Source organism: Marinobacterium ramblicola (genome assembly GCF_019084545.1).
GTDB lineage: Bacteria > Pseudomonadota > Gammaproteobacteria > Pseudomonadales > Balneatricaceae > Marinobacterium_D > Marinobacterium_D ramblicola.
Window position 1 is genome coordinate 40,680 of record NZ_JAHREP010000033.1, and the last position, 6,625, is coordinate 47,304.

General features: G+C 62.3%; 6 protein-coding genes and 1 riboswitch. Of the genes, 1 reads left to right on the plus strand and 5 read right to left on the minus strand.

Annotated features, from left to right (window positions below; genetic code table 11):
• Window positions 1–90 precede the first annotated feature (90 nt).
• Window positions 91–1,014 (plus strand): D-alanyl-D-alanine endopeptidase, encoded by a 924-nt coding sequence (gene pbpG, locus KQ940_RS20275; protein ID WP_217416237.1) that lies wholly within the window; start codon window positions 91–93, stop codon window positions 1,012–1,014.
• Window positions 1,015–1,105: 91 nt separating this feature from the next.
• Here pbpG and thiC read toward each other — a convergent pair whose 3' ends face one another.
• The 5 genes from thiC to thiD are packed head-to-tail and all read right to left on the minus strand — an operon-like array spanning window position 1,106 to window position 6,309.
• Window positions 1,106–2,995, minus strand: a complete 1,890-nt coding sequence (gene thiC, locus KQ940_RS20280; RefSeq protein WP_246590220.1) for a phosphomethylpyrimidine synthase ThiC — start codon at window positions 2,993–2,995, stop codon at window positions 1,106–1,108.
• 34 nt (window positions 2,996–3,029) lie between these two features.
• Window positions 3,030–3,962: an ABC transporter substrate-binding protein gene (locus tag KQ940_RS20285; protein WP_217416239.1), complete on the minus strand. Its 933-nt coding sequence runs from the start codon at window positions 3,960–3,962 to the stop codon at window positions 3,030–3,032.
• 13 nt (window positions 3,963–3,975) lie between these two features.
• Entirely contained in the window at window positions 3,976–4,755 is a 780-nt protein-coding gene (locus KQ940_RS20290) for an ABC transporter permease (RefSeq protein WP_217416248.1), read from the minus strand.
• Window positions 4,755–5,489 carry an ABC transporter ATP-binding protein gene (locus tag KQ940_RS20295; RefSeq protein WP_217416250.1) on the minus strand — a complete coding sequence of 245 codons (735 nt, stop codon included), beginning with the start codon at window positions 5,487–5,489 and terminating at the stop codon, window positions 4,755–4,757. Before KQ940_RS20295 ends, KQ940_RS20290 begins: the two co-directional genes overlap by 1 nt.
• A gap of 4 nt (window positions 5,490–5,493) precedes the next feature.
• Entirely contained in the window at window positions 5,494–6,309 is an 816-nt protein-coding gene (gene thiD, locus KQ940_RS20300; protein WP_217416251.1) for a bifunctional hydroxymethylpyrimidine kinase/phosphomethylpyrimidine kinase, read from the minus strand.
• A gap of 62 nt (window positions 6,310–6,371) precedes the next feature.
• Window positions 6,372–6,489, minus strand: a riboswitch (TPP riboswitch).
• Between the last annotated feature and the right edge of the window lie 136 nt (window positions 6,490–6,625).

Here is a 6,625-nt window from a genome sequence, read left to right on the forward strand (position 1 = left end):
GGGAGTGTGCGTTGGTAGCCCTTTGTTTTATACTCTGGGGCACTATCTTTTTACCGATTCCTGGTGTCAATCAGTAGACGAAGCGGAACGATGCTGTATAAAAGCCGAGCGATACTGACCGTTATTTTCCTGCTGCTGGCCGGCCCTCTCTGTGCCGCCAGTCTCAAACTCGACCCCTCCCGCCTGCAACTCGCCTCGGTCAATGCGATGATCACCGATCTGGATACGGGCGAGGTGCTGTATCAGAAAAATCCTGATGCCGTGGTACCCATTGCATCGGTGAGTAAGCTGATGACGGCGTTGGTGGTGCTCGATGCCAAGCTGGATATGGATGAGCGCATACCGATCCAGGTCCGGGATTCGATCCAGATGCAGAATGTGTACTCGCGGATACGCCTGGGGAGCGAACTGCGCCGTCGCGATGTGCTGCAGCTGGCGCTGATGGCGTCGGAGAACCGCGCCGCCACCGCGCTGGCGCACGCCTATCCCGGCGGCTATTTCGCCTTCGTGCGGGCAATGAACCTGAAGGCACAGGCGCTGGGCATGAACAGCACACGTTTTGTCGAGCCCACCGGCCTGTCCTACTTCAACGTGTCGACGGCGCGAGATCTGGTCCGCCTGATCAAGGTTGCCCGCGATTACCCCGAGGTACGTGAAATGACCACCAGCGCCAAGCTGGATGCACGCTTCAGCCATCCCAATTATGTGTTGGCGTTTTACAATACCAACCGCTTGGTGAACAACGACGACTGGGAGGTGCTGCTCAGTAAAACCGGCTATAACGACGAGGCAGGTCGTTGCCTGGCCCTGGCCAGCCGGATCAAGGGCCGCCGAGTCGCCATGGTGCTGCTGGATTCATTCGGCAAACGTTCCCATATCGGCGATGCCTCGCGGGTCAAGCGCTGGCTGGAGACCGGCGACAGTGGTTCTGTGCCGGCCGAGGCTCGCCGCTACGAGCAGGAGAAGAATCGTCCGGGACGCAGTGCCACGCTGCTGGCTGACAAGAGTCGCTGATCCTGCACTGGGCGATTAGCCGATTATCCGGCCTGTAAATGCAAAAGCCCCTGCCGATCGGCAGGGGCTTTTTGCTTCTGTGCAAACGGGTTTAGATCTTGGAGTAGATCTGCGCACCGGCTTCGCGGAACTGCTCGGACTTCTCCTGCATCCCCTGCTCCGCCTGGGCGTTGATCGCCGCCACCTGCTCCTCGTCCAGCTCGCGCACCTCCTGGGAGATCTTCATCGAGCAGAACTTGGGGCCGCACATGGAGCAGAAGTGTGCCACTTTCGCGGACTCCTTCGGCAGCGTCTCGTCGTGGTAGGCGCGGGCGGTATCCGGGTCGAGGCCGATATTGAACTGGTCCTCCCAGCGGAACTCGAAGCGCGCCTTGGACATGGCGTTGTCGCGAATCTGCGCGCCCGGATGCCCTTTCGCCAGGTCGGCGGCGTGGGCGGCGATCTTGTAGGTGATGATGCCGGTCTTGACGTCATCCTTGTTGGGCAGACCCAGGTGCTCCTTCGGTGTCACGTAGCAGAGCATGGCGCAGCCGTACCAGCCGATCATCGCCGCGCCGATACCGGAGGTGATGTGGTCATAACCGGGGGCGATATCGGTGGTCAATGGGCCCAGGGTGTAGAACGGTGCTTCGTCGCACTCCTTGAGCTGCTTGTCCATGTTCTCCTTGATCATATGCATCGGCACGTGGCCAGGGCCCTCGATCATCACCTGCACGTCGTGCTGCCAGGCGATCTTGGTCAGCTCGCCCAGGGTTTCCAGCTCGGCGAACTGAGCCGCGTCGTTGGCGTCGTAGACCGAGCCGGGGCGCAGGCCGTCACCGAGGGAGAACGCCACGTCGTACGCCTTGCAGATCTCGCAGATCTCCTCGAAGTGAGTGTAGAGGAAGTTCTCCTCGTGATGCGCCAGGCACCACTTGGCCATGATCGAGCCGCCGCGGGAGACGATGCCGGTCATCCGCTTGGCGGTCAGCGGCACGTAGCGCAGCAGCACACCAGCGTGGATGGTGAAATAGTCCACGCCCTGCTCCGCCTGCTCGATCAGGGTGTCGCGGAACACCTCCCAGTTCAGGTCCTCGGCGACGCCGTTGACCTTCTCCAGTGCCTGGTAGATCGGTACGGTGCCGATCGGTACCGGCGAGTTGCGCAGGATCCACTCGCGGGTCTCGTGGATGTTCTTGCCGGTGGAGAGGTCCATGATGGTGTCGGCACCCCAGCGGGTACCCCAGGTCATCTTCTCCACCTCCTCCTCGATCGAGGAGGTCAGCGCCGAGTTGCCGATGTTGCCGTTGATCTTGACCAGGAAGTTGCGGCCGATGATCATCGGCTCCAGCTCCGGGTGGTTGATGTTGCAGGGGATGATGGCGCGACCGGCGGCCACCTCTGAGCGCACGAACTCGGGCGTGATCTCCTCCGGCAGGTAGGCGCCGAAGTTGTGGCCCGGGTGCTGCTGGGCGACGATGCTGCCCTCGGCCTGTGCCTTGGCCAGCTTCATGTTCTCGCGGATGGCGATGTACTCCATCTCCGGGGTGATGATCCCCTGGCGGGCGTAGTGCAGCTGGGTGACGTTCTTGCCGGGCTTGGCACGACGCGGTTTGCGGGTCAGTTCGAAACGCAGTTCGTCCAGGCGCAGGTCGGCGGCACGGGCACGGCCGTATTCACTGCTCAGCCCATCGAGCTGTTCGGTATCGCCACGCTCCAGGATCCACTGCTCGCGCAGTGGCTGAAGACCCTTGCGCACATCGATCTCGGCGGCGGGGTCGGTATAGGGGCCGGAGGTATCGTACACATACAGTGGCTCATTCTTTTCGCCACCGAAGGCGGTCGGGGTATCGTCCAGCGTGATCTCGCGCATCGGTACGCGGATATCGGGGCGGCTGCCCTCGACGTAGACCTTGCGTGATTTCGGGAAGGGCTGCACCGAGTCGGCATCGACGCGGGCACTGTCTTTTAAACGCTGGGGGTTCGAGTGTTGGGTCGTCATTATTATCTCCGGTGTTGATGGCGAGAGGTTGGCGTCAGGGCGTAGTGGCATAGGTGTCGACAGCGGGTGTGGCCTTGGTCAGCCCCTGCCGCTGCATGAAGGCGCCGAAGCGCTGATAGCGGGCAGTGTCCAGCGCCGCCGGGCGCAGGGCGAAACGGCTCAGGGTGTCAGCCCAAGCGCGCTTGTTCAGTTCGGTATTCAGCTCGTCGGGTTTGTAGCTGACAAAGCTCTGCCAGGCCTCATCGGGGTGGTTGACGATGAACTGGGTCGCTTTCTCCACTGCGGTCATGAAACGGGCGTAACGCTCGTCACCCCGATCCTTGGTGTTGATCACCAGGATCAGCTCGTCATAGGCGGGTACACCCTGCTCCTCGACGAAGAAGGCACGGCCGGGGTGGCCCTCGATCTCCATCTGGTTCAGCTCGAAATTGCGGAAGGCACCGATCACGGCATCGACCTGGCCCGAGATCAACGATGGTGACAGCGACCAGTTGACGTTGACCAGCTCGATATCGTCCAGGCTCAGGCCGTGCTTCTCCAGCATCGCGCGCAGCAGGGCATCTTCGAAGCCGCTGACCGAGTAGCCCACCTTGCGCCCCTTGAGGTTGGCGATCGATTTGATTGGGCCATCCTTGAGCACCACCAGCGAGTTCAGCGGCGTGGCGACCAGTGTGCCGACCCGCACCAGCGGCAGACCCTCATCGATCTGCTGGTGCAGCTGCGGCTGGTAGTTGATCGCCATATCGGCCTTGCCGGCGGCCACCAGTTTCGGCGGCATCGAGGGATCGGCCGGTTCGACCATCGACACCTCCAGATTCTGCTCGGCGAAATAGCCCTGCTGCTGGGCCACGATAAGCGGACCATGGTCGGGGTTGATGAACCAGTCCAGCAGCAGTTCCACCTTGTCTGCGGCGAAGGCTTGTGCTGAAAACAGCGCGGTCAATAGCAGTATGCTCAAGCGTTTCATGAGAGTCCTCTCATTATCGGCTCCGGCCTGAGCCGGATAGGGGTGTGTTCAAGGTATCGCTCTGCCAGGGCACCAGCAGTCGGGCCAGCCGGTCGATCAGGAAGTAGAGAGCGACGGCGATCAGGGCCAGTATCAGCAGCGCGGCAAACATCAGGTCCACCTGCATACGGGCGTTGGCATTCAGCATCAGGTAACCCAGTCCCGTGGAGGAGCCGACCCACTCGCCGACCACGGCGCCGATTGGGGCTACCGACGCGGCGACGCGCAGGCCCGAACCGAAGGCGGGCAGTGCGGCGGGCAGGCGGATCTGGAGCAGCTGAGCCCGCCGCTTGGCACCCAGGGTGCGGGCCAGCTTCAGATAATCGGTGGGTGTGCGGCGCAAACCATCGAAACAGGCCGCGGTCACCGGGAAATAGATAATTAACGTTGCCATCGCAATCTTTGACGCCATGCCGTAACCGAGCCAGAGCATCAGCACCGGCGCCAGGGCGAATACCGGGATCGCCTGACTGATTACCAGCACCGGCATCAGCCAGCGTCTCAGGCCGCCCCAGGTGATCAGTGACAGCGCACTAAGCAGGCCCAGAACTACACCCAGGACCAGACCGAGCAGGATCTCGACCAGGGTGACACCGGCATGGCGCAGCAGTAGCGGCAGTTGATCGACCAGTGTCGCGATCACCAGTCCGGGCCCCGGCAGGATAAATTTTGGCGCGCCGCTGATCCAGACAATACATTGCCATAGCAATGCCAAGCCGAAGGCGATGCTCAGTGGGCGCAGTATGGCGGCCATCAGGCGGCCTCCCCGGCGAGCAAGGCCAGCAGCTCACCCTGTAGCTGCAGCAGGGTCTCGTCGCGCACCGAGCGCGGCGCTGCGCCTCGGGGCAGGATCGGATGGGTCAGACGCGCCGGGGAGCCTTGGAGAACCAGAACCCGGTCTGACAGGCGTAGTGCTTCCAGCGGGTCGTGGGTGATCATCAATACGGTACGATCGGCCAGCAGTTGTGCGGCCAGGTCCTGCAGGCGCAGTCGGTTGATCGCATCCAGCGCAGAAAAGGGCTCATCCATGCAGACCAGCGGTCGATCCTGGAACAGGGTGCGTGCCAGGGCCACCCGCTGGCGCTGACCGCCGGAGAGCTGACTGGGCCGTGCCCGGGCCTTGTCGCCGAGTCCGACCTGGGTCAGCAGGTAGTGGCCAAGTTCCCGCTGCTCAGGCGTTACCTGGCGCTGGCTGAGCCGGGCAGCGAGCAGTACGTTGTCGAGTGTGCTTAGCCAGGGCAGCAGCAGATCATCCTGTGCCATCCAGGCTACCCGGCCCGACAGCGGTTTACCGTCACTGCACTGGATAGTGCCGCTGAGATCGGCATCGTCAGCGATACCACACAGCAGTTGCAGCAGGGAGCTCTTACCGACCCCGGACTGGCCTAGAATGCTGGTCCACTGCCCTGCCGGCAGCTCAAGATCGAGCTCACGGAACACGCAGTGCTGCTGCCAGTGCAGGCTGGCGTTTTCGAGCCGGATATCCAAGGGCTTACCACCAGCGGTGGAAATGGTGGGTCGGGCCGTGACCTGAGCCGACCTGCAATCGGTCGGCTGCCTGGATCGCCTCGGTGATATAGGTCTTGGCCTCCTCTACTGCGGTGCGAATCTGCAACCCGCGGGCCAGGCCCGCCGCGATCGCGGAGGACAGGGTACAGCCGGTGCCGTGAGTGTTACGCGTGGCGATACGCTTGGCCGGCAGCCAGAGTTCCTGTTGTTGATCCAGCAGCAGGTCGGCACTGTCTACGCTGCTCGAATCGGACAGGTGACCGCCCTTGATCAATACTGCGCGGGGCCCGAGCTGCAGCAGCAATTGAGCTTGTTTGCGCATGGCGTCCATCGACACCGCCTCATCGCGGTCAAGCAGCACCGCCGCTTCCGGCAGGTTCGGTGTAATCAGCGTCGCCAGCGGCAGCAGTTCACTGCGCAGGGCATCCACCGCTTCCTCTACCAGCAGCTTATCGCCGCTTTTGGCGACCATGACCGGGTCGAGCACGATGTTGGTCAGCGCCCGCTCGCGCAGAATGGTGGCGATGGTCTGGATCGATTCCGGGCGACTGAGCATGCCGATCTTGATCGCGCTGACCGCTAGGTCGTCGAACACGGTATTGAGCTGATCGGCAATGAATGCAGCCGGTACGTCGTGGATGGCGCGTACTTCACGGGTGTTCTGGGCGGTCAGTGCGGTAATGACTGAAGCGCCATAAACGCCGAGCGCGGAAAAGGTTTTCAGGTCGGCCTGGATGCCGGCGCCGCCGCCGCTGTCGGAGCCGGCAATGGTCAAGGCGATGGGAGTTTGGTGCGTCATGTCAGGCTCCTGTGCTACGGATAAACCGCACAGTCAGCCCGAGCTGGGGATGGTTCTTGGGCATACGGTTAATCTCGATTTCCTACGCCGGTTCAAGCCGGATCAGGTTCAGCGGGTTTAATCTCAGCCCGGCTCACGTAGCATGCCTGCATCGCGAACGGGGCACCCCGACCAAGATAGATGTAGCGCACAGTCTAGGTGGAGAGGGACTGTCTGTCTACAATCCCGGCAAAGCGTGGCAGGGCAATCGCACTATCCCCTGACAATGATGGGATCGTCGGGCCGATGTGGTCGGGCCTGTCTGACACGCCGTGAA